The sequence below is a fragment of the Cytophagia bacterium CHB2 genome (assembly GCA_030263535.1).
Lineage (GTDB): Bacteria > Zhuqueibacterota > Zhuqueibacteria > Zhuqueibacterales > Zhuqueibacteraceae > Coneutiohabitans.
The window spans coordinates 1-18402 of sequence record SZPB01000103.1 but is presented as its reverse complement, the minus strand read 5'-3'; the positions used below and the strand labels follow the sequence as shown (position 1 = coordinate 18402).

20 protein-coding genes are annotated in these 18402 nt (G+C 55.6%); 19 read left to right on the top strand and 1 reads right to left on the bottom strand.

The window, feature by feature from the left end:
- On the top strand, nt 1-1483 hold a 1483-nt coding region (locus FBQ85_12040; protein ID MDL1875884.1), incomplete at its 5' end, for a methionine synthase.
- 23 nt (nt 1484-1506) lie between these two features.
- On the opposite strand, the gene FBQ85_12035 is transcribed toward FBQ85_12040, so the two are convergent.
- The gene (locus FBQ85_12035) at nt 1507-2283 is read right to left on the bottom strand and encodes an RNA methyltransferase (protein ID MDL1875883.1); all 777 of its coding nucleotides are present in this window, start codon (nt 2281-2283) and stop codon (nt 1507-1509) included.
- 323 nt (nt 2284-2606) lie between these two features.
- Here FBQ85_12035 and FBQ85_12030 point away from each other — a divergent pair, with 323 nt between their 5' ends.
- From FBQ85_12030 to FBQ85_11945, 18 genes are all read left to right on the top strand, one after another.
- A complete protein-coding gene (locus FBQ85_12030; protein MDL1875882.1) occupies nt 2607-3965 on the top strand; it encodes an AAA family ATPase in 1359 nt (452 codons plus the stop codon).
- Nucleotides 3966-4250: 285 nt separating this feature from the next.
- Nucleotides 4251-4547: a hypothetical protein gene (locus FBQ85_12025; GenBank protein MDL1875881.1), complete on the top strand. Its 297-nt coding sequence runs from the start codon at nt 4251-4253 to the stop codon at nt 4545-4547.
- A gap of 296 nt (nt 4548-4843) precedes the next feature.
- Nucleotides 4844-7108, top strand: coding sequence for an AAA family ATPase (locus FBQ85_12020; GenBank protein ID MDL1875880.1), 2265 nt, complete (start codon nt 4844-4846; stop codon nt 7106-7108).
- Between the two features lies 1 nt (nt 7109).
- A complete protein-coding gene (locus FBQ85_12015; GenBank protein ID MDL1875879.1) occupies nt 7110-7715 on the top strand; it encodes a DUF4255 domain-containing protein in 606 nt (201 codons plus the stop codon).
- Nucleotides 7716-8381 carry a hypothetical protein gene (locus FBQ85_12010; protein MDL1875878.1) on the top strand — a complete coding sequence of 222 codons (666 nt, stop codon included), beginning with the start codon at nt 7716-7718 and terminating at the stop codon, nt 8379-8381.
- Between the two features lie 84 nt (nt 8382-8465).
- Nucleotides 8466-9308, top strand: coding sequence for a hypothetical protein (locus FBQ85_12005; protein MDL1875877.1), 843 nt, complete (start codon nt 8466-8468; stop codon nt 9306-9308).
- A 44-nt stretch (nt 9309-9352) separates the two neighbouring features.
- On the top strand, nt 9353-10948 hold the full coding sequence (locus tag FBQ85_12000; GenBank protein MDL1875876.1) for a phage tail sheath family protein: 1596 nt from the start codon (nt 9353-9355) through the stop codon (nt 10946-10948).
- A gap of 106 nt (nt 10949-11054) precedes the next feature.
- Complete coding sequence (locus tag FBQ85_11995; protein MDL1875875.1) at nt 11055-11483, top strand: phage tail protein; 429 nt, start codon at nt 11055-11057, stop codon at nt 11481-11483.
- Between the two features lie 245 nt (nt 11484-11728).
- Nucleotides 11729-12097, top strand: a complete 369-nt coding sequence (locus tag FBQ85_11990) for a phage tail assembly protein (GenBank protein ID MDL1875874.1) — start codon at nt 11729-11731, stop codon at nt 12095-12097.
- The gene (locus FBQ85_11985; GenBank protein ID MDL1875873.1) at nt 12094-12273 is read left to right on the top strand and encodes a hypothetical protein; all 180 of its coding nucleotides are present in this window, start codon (nt 12094-12096) and stop codon (nt 12271-12273) included. The genes FBQ85_11990 and FBQ85_11985 overlap by 4 nt, the downstream gene beginning before the upstream one ends.
- Before the next feature lie 14 nt (nt 12274-12287).
- On the top strand, nt 12288-12716 hold the full coding sequence (locus FBQ85_11980; protein MDL1875872.1) for a phage tail protein: 429 nt from the start codon (nt 12288-12290) through the stop codon (nt 12714-12716).
- Between the two features lie 12 nt (nt 12717-12728).
- Complete coding sequence (locus tag FBQ85_11975) at nt 12729-13817, top strand: hypothetical protein (GenBank protein MDL1875871.1); 1089 nt, start codon at nt 12729-12731, stop codon at nt 13815-13817.
- Nucleotides 13818-14077: 260 nt separating this feature from the next.
- A complete protein-coding gene (locus tag FBQ85_11970) occupies nt 14078-14749 on the top strand; it encodes a peptidoglycan-binding protein (protein MDL1875870.1) in 672 nt (223 codons plus the stop codon).
- On the top strand, nt 14727-15815 hold the full coding sequence (locus tag FBQ85_11965; protein ID MDL1875869.1) for a phage late control D family protein: 1089 nt from the start codon (nt 14727-14729) through the stop codon (nt 15813-15815). The genes FBQ85_11970 and FBQ85_11965 overlap by 23 nt, the downstream gene beginning before the upstream one ends.
- Nucleotides 15812-16474 (top strand): phage tail protein, encoded by a 663-nt coding sequence (locus FBQ85_11960; protein MDL1875868.1) that lies wholly within the window; start codon nt 15812-15814, stop codon nt 16472-16474. Before FBQ85_11965 ends, FBQ85_11960 begins: the two co-directional genes overlap by 4 nt.
- A 161-nt stretch (nt 16475-16635) precedes the next feature.
- Entirely contained in the window at nt 16636-16926 is a 291-nt protein-coding gene (locus tag FBQ85_11955) for a hypothetical protein (protein MDL1875867.1), read from the top strand.
- Nucleotides 16927-16940: 14 nt separating this feature from the next.
- Nucleotides 16941-17339, top strand: a complete 399-nt coding sequence (locus FBQ85_11950) for a GPW/gp25 family protein (GenBank protein ID MDL1875866.1) — start codon at nt 16941-16943, stop codon at nt 17337-17339.
- A 4-nt stretch (nt 17340-17343) separates the two neighbouring features.
- A partial coding sequence (locus FBQ85_11945) for a hypothetical protein (GenBank protein MDL1875865.1) occupies nt 17344-18402 on the top strand: 1059 nt, incomplete at its 3' end.

Genomic DNA, 18402 nt, shown 5'->3' with positions numbered 1-18402 from the left:
CTTGCAGAAATATCCGCCGCTTGCTATCATCAACGACATTTTGCTGGACGGCATGCGCGTGGTCGGAGAGTTGTTCGGCTCGGGCCAGATGCAACTGCCGTTCGTGCTGCAATCCGCCGAAACCATGAAAGCCGCGGTGAAATACCTCGAACCGCACATGGAACGCGCGGAAGGCGCGGCCAAGGGCACAATGGTGCTGGCCACGGTGAAGGGTGACGTGCATGACATCGGCAAGAATTTGGTGGATATTATCGTTACCAACAACGGCTATCGCGTCGTCAATCTCGGCATTAAAGTTTCGATTGAGCAGATGCTGCACGCTGCCGAGGAGCACAAGGCCGATGTCATCGGCATGAGCGGCTTGCTGGTCAAATCGACGCTGATCATGAAAGAGAATCTCGAAGTGCTCAACGAGCGCGACATCAAAACGCCGGTGATACTCGGCGGCGCGGCGTTGACGCGCAAGTATGTGGAAGAAGATTTGCGTGCGATTTATCACGGGCCGCTGGCGTATGGCAAGGATGCCTTCGCCGGTTTGCATTTTATGCAGGAAATCTGCGGCAGATCGCCGGCGCCGGCTGGGAAGCGAAGATCGAAAAGCGAAAGTCGAAAATCGCGGCCTTCACGGCAGGCTGATCAGAGCATCACAATCGCCTCGTCCAATGAAACGCCGTCCTGGCAGCCGGTGGAGATTCCCCAATTGCCGTTTTTCGGAACGAAGATCGTGCGTGATATTTCTCTGGCCACCGTTTTTGACTATCTCAATCCCATCGCGTTGTTTCGCGGCCAGTGGCAAGTTCGCCGCGGCAATCTGGCGCTCGCGGAATATGATCGCCTGATCAACGAAAAATTCGAACCGATTCTTGCAGAACTGCAACAGCGCTGCATGGCGGAGAACGCCCTGGCGCCGGAGTTGATCTATGGCTATTTCCCCTGCAACAGCGCGGGAAATGACGTGATTATTTTAGATGAAAAAGGCGAGAACGAGATCGAACGCTTCACGTTTCCGCGGCAGGCCGAGGGCAAACGCCAATGCATTGCTGATTTCTTTGCGCCGCTCGATTCCGGCAAGCGTGATGTCATCGGCATGATGATTGTGACGGTCGGGCGCAAAGCTTCGGAGATTTCAAAGAGGCTTTTTGAAAGTGACAAGTATTCCGACTACCTCTATTTTCACGGCTTGAGCGTGGAAACCGCCGAGGCGCTGGCGGAATATTGGCACAAGCAAATGCGCGCGGAGCTTGGCATCGCGCACGAAGACGCCAAAGAGATTCGCGATTTGTTCCGGCAAACCTATCGCGGAGCGCGCTATTCTTTTGGCTACCCCGCCTGCCCGCATCTTGAAGATCAGGTCAAGCTTTTTCGCCTGCTTGATCCGAGTCGTATTGACATCTCACTCACGGAAGAATATCAACTCGTGCCGGAGCAATCGACTTCGGCGATCATCGTGCATCATGCAGCAGCAAAGTATTTTAATGTGTGAGAGTTGGAGGCGAACCGAATTTTTTAAGACAGGTCATTAGCAGGAATTATCGTCCGGGCGAGGGAATGCCGCTGCCGCAACACCTCCGCCATAACGATACTTGCGGCGTGACTCAGAGAAAGTGAAGTCGCGCCGCCCACCGTGGGAATGCGCGCAAACCCATCACAAAATTCCCACAGCGCGCCGGATAACCCGCGGCGCTCACCGCCAATGGCAAGCATGATCGGGGCCGTCAAATCCACTTCATGAATCGTCCTTTTAGCTCCGCCAATACATCCCCAAAATTTTATTCCCAGACGGCGAAAAGGCGTCAATAATTTTTCGATATTTTCTATTTGAACGAGGGGCATTCGCTCGTAGGCGCCGGAAGAGGCGCGCGAAACCGCGGTGGCATCGAAATTCCATACATGCTTTTTGAGAAACACAGCATGCGCGCCCATGGCCTCTGCGGTGCGCAGAGTATAACCGAGATTTTGCGCGTCCTCCGTGCCTTCAATCAAAAGAAAAAAGGCAGGTTGCTCGTTGCGGCGACTTTGTTCCAAAAGCTCGGTAACGCTCATCTCCGGCTTGGGTGTACAAATGGCCGCCAAGCCGCCGTGTGATCGACCCTTTGTCAACGCCGCAAGCTCCTCTGGCGGCGCAAATTTGATGGGAACACCCTGCGCCTCCGCAGCTTCAAGCACCTCTTGCACGCGCTTGACAGGGGTGTTTTGTTTCACCAAGAGAAGTTGAAATTTTCTCTGACGCGCCAGCAGCGCAGGGAGAATACATTGTTTGCCTTCTAGAATTTCCATACTCATGCTGATGATCCCAGGCCATTCAGAATTTTAGGTTGTTTTGGTGATTTGCAAATTTGACTTTGAAGGGGTGAGGCATATAAAAAATCGGCAAATTCAACAAAGTGACTGTAATTTAAAAAGTGCAAATGCTTCCATCAGGCTCCGGCGATTTGCAGGTAAAATATCAAATTTTACAAAAAAAGTTGAGATTTTATTGAGAAAATTTCTTATATCCGTGCGTCTTTGAATAGAGTAACTTTATCATCCCTCTCCGCGCGCATCATCCGATTGCCGAAATCTCAAACAAGAAAAGACGCTCCCGTCTTGTTTTGAAGGGGAAAACAATGTGCCAGATCGGTTTAGTTGCGAAGGATGCTCAACTGAGCGAATTTATTGGCAATGCGATACAAGAAAGCGTTGCTTGTCAAGTGATCAACCTGGATGATCTCCAGCTCAACCCCACCATCTCCCATCCCTTCCATCTCTTGCTCATCGACTGGCTGGCCCTGGAAAAATCACCAAGACTTGCAGAGCATTTCACCCGCATAAACCCAGAGGCCACCGTCATCGTGCTGGCAGCAGAGGGATATTCTCACCGCGCGGAAGTGCTTGCCGCACTCGGTGTGGAAGAAATCATTGTTTTTCACGAGGACAAACGTCCGGCAATCGCCTTGCTGTCGAAGAAGATCGCCTCACTGAAACATTTGCAGACCCTGCAAGAAAAATTGCGCCGCGAGATACGCCAAAGCCAGATTGTCGCCAAAAGCCGCGTCATGAAGGAGTTGATGTGCCGATTGCCGCTGCTTGGCGCTTGCGATTCTACCATTCTTCTCACCGGTGAAACCGGCACAGGCAAAGAATTGATCGCGCGCGCGATTCATTATCTTGGTCCGCGCGCCGGCAAGCCATTTGTAACAATTGATTGTGGCGCCCTCCCGGAACATCTGGTGGAAAATGAATTATTCGGGCATACCCGCGGGGCTTACAGCGGCGCTGACAGCGCGGGCGTCGGTTTGATTCAGGAGGCAGACGGCGGCACGCTGTTTTTGGATGAAGTCGAAGCCTTGCCAATGAGCACACAAGCCAAATTTCTGCGTTTTTTGCAGGAGCGGCAGTACCGTCCGTTAGGTCAATCGAAATACCAATGCGTTGATTTGCACGTTATCGCAGCCACCAATCAAAATCTTGCGCAGGCGGTTTCGCGGAGAGAATTCCGCCAGGATTTATATTATCGCCTGGAGGGGCTCAATCTTTTTTTGCCGCCGCTGCGCGAAAGAAAAGCCGATATTCCGGCGCTGGCTTATTACTTTCTCAAAAAGTATTCTCAAGAAGGCATGCCGCACCCTCCGGAGTTACCCGAGGAAATCTTGCGGAGCTGGCTAAACTATGATTGGCCCGGTAATGTTCGTGAGTTGGAAAACAAAACTCGGATGCTTCTCACGGAAACGCCCGGTGCTCCTCTCCTCAAAGAAGAAATTTTTCCCGCCCCGAAATCGAGTATTCGCCCCTTGTTCGAAGTTCGCCACGAAGCGTTAGCGCGATGCGATAGCATTTATCTGCAAGAGCTGTTGACGTTTGCCAAAGGCAATCTCAGCGCGGCTGCGCGTTTGGCCGGCATTCATCGCAAAAGCCTGGCGGGGTTGCTCAAAAAATATGGCATGCGAACTTCGACAAACCCTCCACCGAAGAATAAATTATCCTAGTCTCCACCTAGTGACCTGAGGTGAGCGCCCACCTCAAGAGGTGTGCAAACCTCGCTTGCTAAAGCTCTCTTTGTTCTTGATTTTCGTTCAAAAAATTCATTCAAGATGAGGCGCGCAAGCCTCATTTGATTTCGGCGTTCCTTCCGAAATAAAAAAATCCCTTCCAGAAATTTAAAGAATTATCTCTGCTCCAGAACGTCCGTGATCGTGGCTTGAATGTTGCGAAATGGCCTGACAATGAACTGGCTTATTTGCTAATTGGCCGTTGTTTATCAGTCTGACATCTTGAGAAAACTTATTGAAAACGACGACGTGCGTCGTGCCGCTATCGCCATCCTGCAATATTTGCATGATCACCCGCAGGCAAAAGATAGTTTGAAAGGCATCGCGCAGTGGTGGGTTGGTCAGGAGCAAGCGACGGTAGAAAAAGCGCTAAAGTTTTTGGTAAAGGCGGGTGTGTTGCAAAAGCGGCGTCATCTGTATCGACTAACAGCCTTCAAGGCCGCGTCGCCGAAAACAAATGCGATGGCCCAAACACTGCGGCAACTGTGCGAAAATGATGATAAGACATATGAATTGTGAGGGTGATTTACCTCAACTGAGGCGTAGCGGCCTCAGCGAAATAAACTCTGGTAGAGCTGCGACTTTTATTTTTTCCCCTTTGAAGCATGAGGCAACCATACCTCATAACAAGGTACTGATCTTTTTGGGGGGAAATTTGTTCGGATGAAATTTAAGCAATTAAGTCAGTTCAGAAGAGAAGAAAGAAATGGCTCGAATGTTGCGTGAGTTTCAATGAACTTTCTTCCATAATGCGCAAAGCTTGAGCAGCCGTCGCAATCCTGAAGTGAAAATAATCGCGTAAAAATGCAATCAGGATGAAAAGTCTATTTCTACAAAGGCCCGCTGTTTTGGATTCACCTGTGAGTCCCTCGCCGCGCGCAGGTGGTTCTTATGAAAATGCCCATGCTCATTTGCTCGATGAATTGCGCTGGCTGAATCGAATTTTGTTCGCGCATGTGCTGCGTTTGCGACAGGTCAATTTTTACGATAGCATAAAAGATTTGCGCGGATTCTTTACGGCGGATGAGGAGATTGATGCTTTGTTCGCCGCCGAAGTGCTTGATGATGCGCCCAAAAATAATGGCCGCCCCGCGCAACAGCATGTTGAGCGCCTTTTGCAACAGGCCAAACAACTCCGGGCAGAGATTGAGGTTCGCCTGCAAGCAACCAGCGCGCAGCATCGTTTGTTGCCATTGGTTCAGCTTGCCAACTGTTTTCAACTTAACACCTTTGAACAGCAAGCTGTGTTGATTTGCCTTGCGCCCCAGATCGATGCGCGCTATGAAAAAATTTATGCGTACCTCCAGAACGATCTCACCAAAAAATGCGCTAGTATTGATTTGATTCTCAATCTGCTCTGCCAAACCGCGGCAGATCGCCTGCAAAATCTAAAGTATTTCACTCATGCCGCGCCTTTGCGACGCTTTGATCTGTTGGAACCAGGCGAAAACGATTCCGCATACTCAGCCGCGCACCGTTCACTGCGGGCTGCAACCCGTATTGTTCATTACGCGCTTGACGTCCATGTGGTGGAGGAACGTATTGCCAACGAGGTCGAGTTTCTCTCGCCACTAGCCTGGGAGAAGGTCGTCGTTAATGATCATCTGCGGCAACGTCTGCAAACATTACTCACGGCGAAGGCTGAGAATGACGGGCCTACGCGACGAACGCTGTATTTTCATGGTCGCGCCGGCGCGGGCAAAAAGACCCTGGCGCGGGCGTTGTGTGGCGACCATGGGATTCCACTTCTTGTTGCGGACATGCGCGTGTTACTGACACATCCAGAAACGTTTCAGGAAAAACTGCGCCTGATTTTGCGTGAGGGGCTGTTGCAATCCTGCGCGATTTATTTTGGACATATAGAAAAGCTTACGCAGAATGCGGAGGAACCGGCCCCGCTTTTAATGGCTTTCATGCAGGGAATTGTCGAACTGGGCTGGATAACTTTCCTGGGTAGCGAACTTCCCATGCCTTCTGCCTTGCTTGATTTGCCTGGAATGTTGTCGATTGATATTCCTTCGCCCGATCCCGCGGAGCAACAGGCGCTCTGGCGCTTGCACCTCAATGGCTCTTTTGAAGCCGGTGATCTGCAACCGCTAGAAGAATTGACTACACGCTTCGATTTGAACGGCGGCCAGATTGCCGGCGCGGTGCAGCTCGCCACGCAGGCCGGCCGGTTGGCGAATCCCGCGGGCACGCCGCTCACGTTGCGTGATTTGTTCCGCAGCAGCCGGATTCAATCGCAGCCCAGACTCTCGGCGTTGGCGCGCAAGATCGAACCGAAATATGCCTGGCAGGATCTCGTGCTGCCGGAAGATCAAATGCAGCAACTGCGCGAGATTGCCGATCAAGTAAAGTTCCGTCATGTGGTTTTGCACGATTGGGGCTTTGCCGGCAAACTGTCGCTGGGACGCGGCCTCAATGCGTTGTTCGCCGGCCCCAGCGGCACCGGCAAAACCATGGCCGCCGAGGTGAGCGCCAACGAACTCGGACTCGACTTGTACAAGATCGACCTCTCCGCCGTCGTGAGCAAGTACATCGGCGAAACCGAGAAGAATCTCAACCGCGTCTTCACCGAAGCCGAACACAGCAATGCGATTCTGTTTTTCGATGAAGCGGACGCTCTGCTGGGCAAGCGTTCGGAGGTGAAGGATGCCCACGATCGCTACGCCAACATCGAGATTGCGTATTTGTTGCAGAAGATGGAAGAGTATGAAGGCCTCGTCATCCTGGCCACCAATTTGAAGAAGAATATGGACGATGCCTTTGTGCGACGGCTGCAGTTCGTGGTGGACTTGCCGTTCCCAGACGAGAAGTATCGCCACCGAATTTGGTCGGCCATCTTTCCGTCCAGCACGCCGCTGAGTGAAGAGATTGATTTCAAGCTGCTCGCTAAAAAACTGAAGATTACCGGCGGCAACATCAAAAACATCGGCCTGAAAGCCGCTTACTTGGCGGCCGCCGAGGGCGGAGCGGTGCGCATGCAGCACGTGGTGCGCGCCACCAAGCGGGAGTTCCAGAAGATGGGCAAGCTGTACGTGGAATCCGATTTCTATCGCGAAGGAAAGGTACTGGATTGAGATGAGCGATTCCGCCATTGCCGCCGTGGGCTCGACTCTGATTGCCCTGCTGCGGCAGAACATGCTCGATTACGTGGCCGCGCCCGAACAAATCGCGCTGGTGTCGCCCGCGGAGGCGGCGGGCCAGGACATTCGCTTGTCCCTGTTCCTCTATTCCGTGGTCGAGAATCCCTATTTGAAGAACGACAACCCACGGCAAGTGAATTCAACCAGGCTGGTTTATCCGCCGCTCTCGCTGGATCTGTACTACTTGCTCACCACCTATCCGGCGGAAGGCATTCCGGACTTGACCGAGCGCATGCTGCAGGCCCACCGCATTTTGGGCCGCGCCATGCGGGTCTTCTATGATCACGGCAACCTGGCGGGTACCATTTTGCAGGGCGATTTGGCCGGCAGTGGCCTGGAGCTGCGCCTCACGCTCAACCCGATCACGGTTGAAGATCTCACCCGCATTTGGAGTGTCTTTCCGAACCGGGATTATCGCACCTCGGTGAGTTATCTCGTCACCCCCGCGCCGCTCGATTCGGAAAGAAGCGACAGCGCACAACGTGTGGTAGCGAAACAAGCGGACCATGATCACATGGTTCCGGCACAGGAGAATCGCTGAATGGCGCTCCAACAGCCGTATGTCACCAACCGCTTCATCGCCTATGCCGGCGATCGTCTCACCACCACGCTTTCGCTCGCCGTGGCGGTGTTCGATGAATTCACGCTGGAAATGCCGGCCACCGGGATCGAAGTGGTGATCGAAGAGGGCAGAAACAAACGCGTGGCGGTGCGCAATCGCAGCGGCTATTTCTGCTTCAACAATCTGCTGCCGCAAACCTATACAGTGGCGGTGCGGCCGGATCCTGCGGCGGGCAACTGGTTTGTTGCGCAGACCCGGCAGATCATCGTGCCGCGGCCGAATCACCTGCATCCGGTTGAGGAGTTCATTCTCAAAACCACGCCCGCGTATCCCTTTCCGGCGCATGCCAACTTGATCAGAGGGATGGTTGTCGTTGACCCGCAGGCGGTGCCGCTGGTTCCGGTTATCGGCGCGGCGGTGACGGCGGCGGCGGAGTTCATTGATCCCACCCGGCCTCCGGCCACGGTTACTGATCAAAACGGCGAGTTTGCCCTGTTTTTGAGAGACGTGGAACTGGAAGACGATGAGCCTTTTGTCAAAGAAATCACGCTCACCATTGCCAAGGGCGGGCAGCAAAAACCGATTCAGATCATCAACATGAAGGAAGGCTCCACGGTCAACTTGCAGCGAATCAAATTTCCATGATCATACTGATGAGTCAAGATCCCGGGGCGGCGCAAACGCTCACGGAAGCAGTCAACCCGTATTGTTGCAATCAAGGAGGTAAAGATGTCAACCCTGAGCGGGGCACCAGTGCAAGGGCAAACCGTGCCGGAGAACGGCGGCAGCGCTGCCGCACAAGCACAAACGCCCGAGGAAAAACGCAGTGAGTTGGAGCGCAATTTGACCAAGCTCGACAAGGATTTGCAGCGGCTGAATCAGCTCAACAAAACCTGGAAAGGCGACTTTGCTTTGCTGGATGCGCTTATCAAGGAACTTAAGAAGATTCTCGACGCCTACGAGAAAGCACGGCCGAAGCTGTCCGAGGATTGGAGTGCGCGCGACAGCTACGCCCGCATCCAGGAGCCGATGCTGAAAGAGGCGGTGAAAGAGAATGAGCCAGCAATCCTAAAAATCATTGACGACTGGGGCGGCAAAGAAACAGAGTGCACGCGTGAGCTTGCCGATGCGGAGAAGGCCAAGGATGATGCCGACCAGGCGCTGGCAGCGGCTCAGAAAGACCTCGCCGCCGCTACTGCCGAATTCGAGAAAACCAAGCTGCATCAAAAGCGCATTGAAGATGATCTGAAGAAGTTAGCGGAACTGCAGAAGCAAATCGAAAAAGAGGAGGAAGGCGGCAAATACGCCGTGATGTATTACTTGCTGTTGTATGATTACATTATCATCAAGGACGGCAGCAAGGTGCCGGTCGAAACGACTCGTGAAATGCTCGAGCAGGATTTGGTCGCAAAGTGGCAGGCGATGGACACGGCGCTGCGGGTGATGCGCTTCAAAGAGAAACAGCAGAAGGAAGCCGCGGAAAAATACGACACCAAGAAGAAGGAATGCGAGCAGCTTTCCGCCAGCAAGCGCGCGAAGATTCTCGAAGAGTTGGCAAAATTTCAGTTCTGATACACGCTTCGTGACATTGACATGAAATCAAAGGAGAACCAACCATGCCGGAATATCTTTCGCCAGGCGTATACGTCGAAGAGTTCGAGATCGGCGCCAAGCCGATCGAGGGCGTCAGCACCAGCACCGCCGGATTTCTGGGCGCGACCTTGCGCGGCCCGCTGCGGCCCCGCTTCATCACCGGTTTCGAGGAATTCAAACGCATCTACGGCGGCTACCTCGCGGACTCGTTTCTTGCCTATGCCGTCGACGGTTTCTTCAGCAATGGCGGCCAGCGCTGCTGGGTGGGTCGGGTGTCCGGCGATCTGCCTGACGGCGTGGACGGTGTCGCCACCTCACGGCACGATGGAAAAGTGACTTTCAATGCGATTGGTCCGGGCACTTGGGGCAATCGCGTCGCGGTGAAGATTGAGGCGGGCAGCTTGCAGCTCGAGACTCAGCCGGAACCGTGGGACAAAGTGAAACTCACGGTTATGTATTGGGATGTCGCGCCGCCAACGCCACTGGTTGATCCCACCAAGCCGGAATTCGCCACCGATCCCAATCGCCGCGAGCCGACTTTGCTGGAAGTGTATGACAATCTTTCCGCCAACCCCTCGTCGATCGACTTTTGGGAGACGCGCATTAACAAAAGCTCCAATCTGATCACGGTCGACTACGATCCCGGCGAAACGGAGAACCCGGTGGCCGTAGCGCTGACACTACTCGCGGATCTCGACGAGCCGGGAGATGCTGGCGTTGACGGCGCCGCGCTGGGAGTGACCAACTACACCAGCTCTCCCGACGTGACCATGCCGGATGGCACCATCTACCGCACCGGCTTGCGCGGTTTCGAGCAAATCGATGACATCTCGATTGTGGTCGTACCGAATCATCACGACCTGGGCGTGCCGCTGACGGATCAGATCGTAACGCATTGCACGCAAATGGCTGATCGCTTTGCCGTCCTGCATGCCAACGCTGGCGCACCGATCGACAATGATCTACGGCCGCCGCACGATACCACCTATGCGGCGTTCTACTATCCGTGGATCAAGATCTACGATCCCCGCACCAATAGAGATATGCGCATCCCGCCTTCTGGTCACGTCGCCGGTATCTACGCCAAAACCGATGTTGAACGCGGGGTGCACAAGGCGCCGGCCAATGTCGTGGTGCAGGGCATTACCGGATTGGAAATCCAAATCACCAAGCGCAATCAAGACCTGCTCAATCCCAAGGGCGTCAACTGCATTCGCGCTTTTCCAGGCCGGGGCATCCGCGTGTGGGGCGCGCGCACTTCCTCGAGCAACAGTCTGCGGAAGTACATCAACGTGCGCCGTCTGTTCCTGTTTTTGGAAGAATCCATCGACGAAGGCACGCAGTGGGTCGTGTTCGAGCCTAACAACGAGCGGCTGTGGGCGCGCGTGCGGCAGACCATCACCCAGTTTCTCACCACGGTGTGGCGGGACGGCGCGCTCATGGGGCTGACCCCCGAAGAAGCCTTTTTCGTGAAATGTGATCGCACCACCATGACCCAGGACGACATCGACAACGGCCGGTTGATCTGCATCATCGGCGTAGCGCCGGTCAAACCCGCGGAATTCGTCATCTTCCGCATCACGCAATTCGCCGGCGGTTCCGAAGTCGCCGAGGTGTAAGAGACAATGCGAGCCTGGCCTCCGCCGCAACCCCTGCGCTGGAGCACGGCGCTCCCGCAACTGTGCTGGTTCTCAACTGCTGTACTGATTCAGGAGATTCGATCCTATGGCAAGAAATGATCCCTATCGCAATTTTCGTTTTCGCCTCGAGATTGACGGCATTGATCAAGCCGGTTTCAGCGAGGCCAGCGGCTTCGACATCACCGTCGATCCCATCGACTATCGCGAAGGCGCAGATCCAACCCACGTGCGCAAACTTCCGGGACTCACCAAGTTCGGCAACGTGACCTTGAAGTGGGGCGTGACCGATTCCATGGCCTTGCACGACTGGCACCGCCAGGTGGTGAACGGCGACATTCAGAGAAAGAATCTCGCCATCGTGGTGCAGGGCGAAGACGGGAGTGACAAGGCGCGCTGGAACATCGTGGAGGGCTGGCCGACCAAGTACACGCCCACCACGTTGAATGCCAAAGGCAACGAAGTCGCGATCGAGACGCTGGAAATCTGCAATGAAGGCGTCATTCGCGTGAGTTGATGCGACGCCAATGACACCGGCCTGCTTCGTTGATGGCAGGCGAGTACACTGTTACCTTGAAAAACAGATCCACCATCATTGTCATCCTGGCAGGATCTTGTGAAGTTTTGAGCACGGCGCCACCCGCCCCCCAAATTCCGTCCGTATGACGTTCGGCGTCGCACTTACAAATCAAGGTAACAAAGCACCAGGCGCCGTGCTACTGCCAGCGCGGGCGCGAACTCTTGTTGGAGGATGATGACATCATGGCTTTTCAAACCGAGATCAAATTTACGCTGCCCAAGGGCTACCTCGATGAGCACGGCACCCTGCACAAAGAGGGTGTGATGCGGCTGGCCACCGCCGGTGACGAGATTCTGCCGATGCGCGATCCGCGCGTGCAGTCCAATCCCGCCTACTTGACAGTGATTGTGCTTGCGCGTGTGATCACCAAACTCGGCAGCATTACCGATCTCAATCCCGGCCTGATCGAGAAACTCTATGCCGCCGATCTCTCTTACCTGCAGGCGCTTTACGAGAAGGTGAATGGCGACGGCAAAACCGGCATCACCGCCCGCTGCCCGAAATGCGAGCACAAGTTCGAAGTGGAGATGACCGGCCTGGGGGAAGCATAACCGGCTATCCCCTCGACCGCCTCTACGAGGAGATGGCCTTTGTCGCCTACCACTTTCATTGGTCGCATGAGGAAATCATGAGCCTCGAGCACCACGAGAGGCGGCGCTGGTGCGAGCGGATTTCGAAGATCAACCGCGAGCTGAACAATGAACCGCAGAATGTTTTTGAAATGTAAGCGGGAGCGGAAACATGGCGCGCCCGCTTGATCCCTATGCCGTTTTCCGGTTCGTGGTGCTGATCGAAGGCATCGAAGCCGGCGGCTTCTCCGAGGCCACCGGGCTGCAGGCGGAAACCGAAGTTGAAGACTATCGCGAAGGCGGAGTCAATCTCTTCCTGCACAAATTCGTCAAGACCACGAAATACGGCAATCTCACGCTGAAGCGGGGCATTACCGACGCCGAGCAACTTTGGCGCTGGCACCAGGAAGTGGTGCGCGGCAAGATCGACCGCCGGGACATCACTCTGGTGCTGCGCGATCAGCAGGGCAATGACAAATGGCGCTGGGTGTTCAGCGAGGCCTTTCCGGTGAAGTGGTCGAGCGCGGACCTCAATGCCACCGGCAACAACATCGCGGTCGAAAGTGTGGAATTCGTTCATCGCGGCATTCGCAAGGGATAGGACTCTGCAACGATGGCCCCCGGAACAACGGCACAACTCTATCTCGCCATCAAGCCGAGGCCGAGGCGTCGGGGAATCGGCACAGGCCAGCGCGGCTTTGTGCAGCGCTTATTGCGGCGTCATGGCTGTAAAACGCGCTGGGGCGCCGGACCCGGGCTGGTCTGGCGCAACCAACGGCGCCTGCCCTTGCAGGTGAATCTTTCATTCGAGATGCGCTGCGCGCGCGTTTGGCTGGCCCAATTGGCAGCAGAATTGTGCTGGTCACCGCAGTTTATCGAGCGGCGACAACAACACGCCCATTTCAGGCAATTCGCCGCGACGGTGATGTCCTTACGACAGCAATCGTCGACATTGACGCATCGACACCCGACCGTTGCTGAGCTTCGAAGGGAACTGCTCCTGTTGCCGGGCGCGGGGTTGCCACTTACAAGCGAGCTGCGGCTGACGACGGATCGGATTCGAGAAACTGTGTTCCCGCCCGATACGGCAGGCCGATTTGAAGCCAGTGCTCGACGCCATCAGTCGGGAGAATTCCAGCGAGTTTCGCCGAGGCGGAAGGGGGTGGCATCATCGCCAAAGCTGGACTTCGTGCACGGAAAGCAAGAATGGCGACTGTCGCCGGTTAACTTGTTGCCCCGAACTTTCACCGCCGGAATCGCGGACCGTGTTTCCCACACCGCGTATTCCCGCAGCAACAACTTGCTCGTGATTTCCCGCTACGGCCGCAGCCAAACGCGGTTCGAGCGCATGCAGTGGCATTACCTTGCGGCATTGGCGCCGCCGACTACAGCCACGGCCGCTGATGGCCGGGCATCCTCTGAGATGTGGCTGCGCCGGCCGGAACGTACCTGGGCGCAAAGCCATCCGCATGCCTTTGCGCCTGAAATGACATTGCACCGGCCGCAACGCAAAGAAGACGGCCAGCGCCAGATTGCCGCCGCTCTGCCTGAGATGATCACCGCGGCAAAAGCCGCCGGCGGTGCCGCTGTTTCAACCAAGCCGGTTGCCCTCGCAGAACCTGATCTCAGTCAACTCACCGACCGGGTCTATGCGGAATTGGAGCGCAAGATGCGCAATGAACGCATCCGCCGGGGCCTGTGAAGGAAGTCAGCGTTCTGTTCGTATCTGAAGATTCAATTCGTGCAAACAAGCAATGATATTCACGCCAAGACGCAGAGCCGCAAAGGTCCGGCTAAGAAAAGCTTCGCGGTTTCTTTGCGTCTTGGCGACTTTGCGTGAGTTTCTTCTTTTCGGTTCCGGCTTGTCTGGGTCGGGGAAACCATGAAATGATGATTACCACAATGACGCATTCCAGCATGCGGTGAACCCGTTCGCTAAACGCAAAGGAGATTGCGGCAGTGTTGCCCAAGAATCTCAAAAAGGCCTTCATCAAGCCGTTGCAAGGCGCGCTCAAAGGGCGTGAAATCGCGGTGTTGTACAACCCGACGGAATACTCGGTCGAGAAGAGCAATCAATATCAAATGAACGCGCTGCCCGGCTTGGCGAATCCCGTGGCGCAATTCGTCAACGGCAATGCCGATACGCTGACCATGGAACTGCTCTTCGACACTTATACCGATCACCAAAGCGAAGACGTGCGCAACTACACCGGCCTGATTGCCAGATTGTTGGAAATCGATTCCGACACGCATGCCCCGCCAGTGTGTCAGTTCGTCTGGGGTGACGGCGGCGGCCATTTTTCCTTCAACGCCATCATCGAGCGGATGACGCAGAAGTTCACTATGTTTTTGGATGATGGCACGCCGGTGCGCGCCACGTTGAATCTCACTCTTAAGGAATACCGCACCGTCACCGAGCAATTGCAGGACATCAAGCCGCAATCCGCAGACCGCACCAAACGGGTGGTGTTCAAAGAGAGTGACAGTTTGTGGCTGTTGGCGGCGCGGGAATACAACGATCCCGGCCGGTGGCGCTTCATCGCCGAGAAGAACAATCTCGACAATCCGCGTACCGTGACCATAGGGCGGGAACTGATCATCCCGCCATTGGATGGCGAAAATGAACTTCGGTGAGCTCGAGAAAAAATATCACAATTTCTACGCGCCGATTGCGAAAGTCTATGTCGCGGGCAAGGAACTGTTGCCGCTGGGTATCGAAATCACCAACGTCACCGTGGATCACAGCCTGGCAGGCTCCGATCAATTCTCGTTTGTGGTCAACAATGCCTTTGACATTCGCGCGCGCGAATTCCGCTGGCTGGGCGATCTCTTTGCGTTTGGCAAGCGCGTGAAGATCGAAATGGGTTACCGCGATGAGCTGCAGTTGAAGATGCACGGCCTGATCACCGAAGTGCGCACCAGCTTTCCCGCCGGCGGCCTGCCGCAAATCACGGTGAGCGGCTTCGATCTATCCTACTGCATGGGCCGCGGCAAAAAATCCGAGCGCTGGGACGACCAGACCGACAGCTTTGTCATTTCCCAAATTGCGCGCAAGCACGGTCTCACCCCCCAGGTCGATGACACGCGCGTCAGCCATCCCCGCATCGAGCAGAGCCAGGAAAGCGATTTGGAGTTCATCAAGAAACTGGCGGAGCGCAACGGCTTCGAGCTTTACGTGTTCGATGAGACGCTGCATAGCCGGCCGGCTTTCGAGGGGAAAGATCCGACCTTCGAATTCGAATGGGGCAGGGGATTGACCAGCTTCACCCCGGAGATCAACATCTCCGAACAAATCACCGAAGTGGAGGTGAGAGGCTGGAACGTCACAACCAAACAGGAGATCGTGGGCAAGGCCAAAGCTGGGGAGGAGCCGGGCCGTACCGGCGGCCGGCAGAGCGGCGGTGAAGTGATCAAGCAAATTTGCCGGGACGAGCCGCCGGTGCATCGCGTGCGCCAGCCGGTGTACAGCCAGGAAGAGGCCAATCGCCGGGCGCAGGCGATTCTCAAAAAGCGCGGTGAAGGTTTTGTCAAAGGCAGCGGCGAAGTGATCGGCATTCCCCTGCTGTTCATTGACCAAACCATCGGCTTCAAGGGGCTGGGCCAAAAGTTCAGCAAGAACTACTATCTCGAAAAAAGCACGCACACGGTGAGCGCCTCCGGCTACAAAACCACCTTCAATGTGAAGGACACGACCATATGAACATGTTCGACTTGTCGCGGGAGAGCGAAGATCAGGAGACCGGCGGGAAAATCAAGGGCGTCGGTGTTGGCGTGGTTACCAACAACAAAGACCCGCAAGGCATGGGGCGGGTCAAGGTGCGCTTTCCGTGGCGAGAAAACCAGGACGAGAGTCACTGGGCACGCATTGCGACTCTGATGGCGGGCAAGGATCGCGGCAGCTTCTTTTTGCCCGAGGTTGGCGATGAAGTGCTGGTAGCTTTTGAGCGCGAGGACATTCGCCACCCCTACGTCATCGGCGGCCTGTGGAATGGCCAGGATAAACCGCCGGAGACCAACAGCGACGGCAAGAACAACATTCGCAAAATCAAATCGCGCAGCGGCCATGAGATAATTTTCAACGACGATCATGAGGCCAAGAAGGAGAAGGTCGAAATCCACACCAAAGCCGGCCACAAAGTGGTGCTGGATGATGCTGCGGGCAGCGAGAAGATCGAAGTCCGCGACAAGTCCGGCTCGAATTTCATCGTGATCGACTCGGTGCAAAACAGCATCACCATCGAAAGCACGGCGCAGTTGAAAATCAAATCACAAAAAATCGATATCGAAGCCGGCGCCACCATGACGCTCAAGGCCAGCGGCGCGTTGACAATTCAAGGCGCAATCGTGAAGATTAATTAACGCGCCGCCCGTTTGGCAATGACAGCCATACAACCGTTGTCATTCTGTAAGGACCTTGCGAAGAATTAGGCACACCGTCGAGTCCTTCACAAGCTTCTCCTGAATGTCATGCAAAGGCATCCGTGCAATAATCGCTTTGCTCTCGAGGAACACCTATGGGAATGCCCGCAGCGCGCGTTGGCGATCCAACTAATCACGGCACGCCGTTGAGCCCCGGCCCCGGCAGTGTGAACGTGCTCATCGGCGGCAAGCCGGCTTGGCGAGCCGGCAGTGATTTTCACACCTGCCCGTTGTTTACCGGCGTGGTGCCCCATGTGGGCGGCATGGTGGCGGTGGGCAGCGTCACGGTCTTGATCAACAACCTGCCGGCAGTGCGCCAGGGCGATATGATTGTCGAAAGCGGGCCGCCGAACTCCATAGCAGTCGGCGAACCGACGGTGCTGATCGGCTAAACAGAGAAGCAGTCATGCCCAAATCATTTCTTGGCCGCGGCTGGAAGTTTCCGGTAATGGTGAATCTCAGCAGCGGCAAAATCGCCATGTCCGAGTTCGAGCAGGATATTCGCGAGGCGATCTGGATCATCCTCTCCACCGCGCCGGGCGAGCGCGTGATGCGGCCGGAATTCGGCTGCGGCATTCATGATCTCGTCTTCGCCTCCATGAACAAAGCCACCCTGGGCGCGATTGAAGCCAGCGTGCGCGAGGCCCTGACGCGCTGGGAGCCGCGCGTTGACTTGATCAAGATCGAAATCTCCACCGCGGAAGCCGGCAACGGCAAACTGCTGATCAGCATCGACTATCGCGTGCGCGAAACCAACAACGAATTCAATCTCGTTTATCCCTTCTACTTGTCCGAAGGAACTTGAGGCCATGGCTCGCGAAAAGCCCAAAATTGATCCGAGAAAATTCAGCGACCTGCTGGCGCTGCTCAAGCAACGGCTGCCGCACTACACGCCGGAATGGCCGGGAGCAGATGATCAGGATAGTGGCGTGGCCCTGCTCAAGCTCTTTTCCCATTTGACCGAGAGCGTGATCAAGCGTCTCAACCAAACGCCGCACCAGAACCTCGTCGCCTTTCTCAGCATGCTGGGCATCAAGCTGTTGCCCGCGGAACCCAGCCGTGTGCCGGTGCGCTTCAAACTCGTGGCCGGCACCAGCAACGAAGTTCTCGTTCCGCAACGCACGCAAACCACCTCGGCGGCGACCGATACGCGCCCCGAATTGCCGTTTGAAACCGAGGAAGATCTGCTCGCCACGCCCAGCCCGTTGGCGAGCGTGTTCAGCATTGATCCGGAGAAAGACGCCATTTACCAGCCGCCGCAGGGCTTCCTCGAGCGGGAAATGCCGGATACCAGCGCAGTGGCCTATGCGCTCATTTCGTTTTCGCGCGCCGGCTCCAACACGCTGCAGCTCGATCACACCGACAACCTGGGAAAGGGAGATCTGCTCAAACTGGTGAGCACGACTGCGATGAGCAGCGCCGCCGCCGAAACCTGGGTCTGTCCGGCACTCAGCGAGGAGAGCGAAACGACGGCAACGGCTGTTGCCGAATACGTCCCCATCGCTGAAATCAAAGGCACGATCGTCGTGCTCTCGACAAAACTCATGCGCGATTACGCGCCTGACACGCCGGTGGAGAAGATCACCAAGTTCCATGTGTTCGAGAGCAGGAATCTGCAGGAGCATACTCTCTATCTAGGCCACAAGGATTTGTTCAATGTCAAAAGCCCGGTGCTGTTCACGCTGAATATTGCGCTCATGGCCGGCACGGAGCAGGGACTCGAACCGCTGCAAGTGGCTTGGGAATATTGGGGTGAAATCAAAGGGCAGGAGGGGACGGACTGGCAGCCATTCGCGGTGCAATTGGACGGCAGCGATGGCCTCAGCCAAAACGGTGAAATCGAACTCCTCAAGACCACCGAGGGCGAG